The 1,649-nt window shown below is 38.3% G+C and carries 1 protein-coding gene; it reads left to right on the top strand.

The window, feature by feature from the left end; translation table 11 throughout:
- On the top strand, positions 1-1,642 hold a 1,642-nt coding region (gene ftsH, locus OZD61_RS01310; protein WP_274979566.1), incomplete at its 5' end, for an ATP-dependent zinc metalloprotease FtsH.
- Positions 1,643-1,649 lie beyond the last annotated feature (7 nt).

Genomic DNA, 1,649 nt, shown 5'->3' with positions numbered 1-1,649 from the left:
CGGTTCAAGTTTCAATTCAAGCGGTGTCATATATAGCGACCTAATAAAAAATTTACATGATAGAAAAGTGAGATTCTCCTTTTCAACTGAAGATTCTGCCATGAACGTAATTGGTGGATTACTTATCTCATGGGTCCCAACATTTATCTTTATTGGCTTCTTGCTATTCTTTCTTAAACAAACACAAGCGGGGGGCAACAGAACTATAAGCTTTGGCAAGTCAAGGGCTAGACTCATGGCTAGTGGAAAAAAAGTAACATTTGATGATGTTGCCGGAATTGATGAAGCAAAAGAAGAGCTAGTAGAGATCGTTGATTTTCTTAAACAAAGGCAAAAATTTCAAATATTAGGTGGAAAAATACCAAAAGGGTGCCTTTTGATTGGCTCTCCTGGAACTGGTAAAACTTTACTTGCTCGTGCAATTGCAGGAGAAGCTAATGTGCCATTCTTTAGTATTTCTGGATCTGATTTTGTTGAAATGTTTGTGGGTGTTGGTGCAAGTCGTGTTCGTGATATGTTTGATCAAGGCAAGAAAAATGCTCCTTGTATAATTTTTATAGATGAAATAGATGCGGTGGGTAGGCATCGTGGTATTGGTCTTGGTGGCGGCAACGACGAAAGAGAGCAAACATTAAATCAGTTATTAGTTGAGATGGATGGCTTTGAGTCTAATGAAGGTGTAATAATAATTGCTGCGACTAACCGTCCGGATGTCTTAGATCCAGCACTGCTTAGACCTGGTCGTTTTGACCGACAGATTACTATTTCTTTACCCGATATAAATGGGCGTGAAAAGATATTAAATACTCATATAAAGAAAATATCAATAGCACCAGATGTAAACGTGAAAACGGTTGCAAGAGGAACACCAGGCTTTTCTGGAGCTGATTTAGCAAATTTAGTGAACGAATCTGCACTTATTGCTGCAAGAAGAAACAAGAAGATTGTTACCATGGACGATTTTGAATATGCACGTGATAAAGTGATGATGGGCGTAGAAAGACGATCCCTAATTATGACAGAAGAGGAAAAGAGACTGACTGCATACCATGAAGCTGGTCATGCGATAATTGCTGTTAATATGCCTGCTTCTGATCCTATACACAAGGCAACAATTATTCCACGCGGTAGAGCACTCGGTTTAGTTATGAGACTACCAGAAACAGATAGAGTGTCCCTCACAAGAGAAAAGATGATAGCAGATATTACTGTTGCTATGGGTGGAAGAGTGGCAGAGGAGCTAATTTTTGGCTACGATAAAGTCACAAGCGGTGCATCTTCGGATATAAAACAAGCATCTGATTTATCACGCGCTATGGTAACAAAATGGGGAATGAGTGACAAAATAGGCCCGATCTATCACAATCGCGAACGAACCATACATGGTTCTGAGATAATTTCTGAAGATACGTTAAAACTTATAGATGAAGAAGTAAAGAAAGTTGTGTCTTCTTGCTATGAAAAAGCAAAAGACATTTTGACCAAGCATAAGAAAGGCTTAGATCTCATTGCCGAAAATCTACTGGAGTTTGAAACTTTAACAGGAGATGAAATAAAGGACATATTAAATGGAAAAAAAATTGTTAGAGAGGAAAATGAGAAGAATGAGAAAATAAAAAAATCCTCTCTCTATGAGAGTTGACCTCATC

This window comes from Wolbachia endosymbiont of Drosophila bocki (genome assembly GCF_028982005.1).
GTDB lineage: Bacteria > Pseudomonadota > Alphaproteobacteria > Rickettsiales > Anaplasmataceae > Wolbachia > Wolbachia pipientis.
This window is presented reverse-complemented; position numbering and strand designations above follow the sequence as displayed.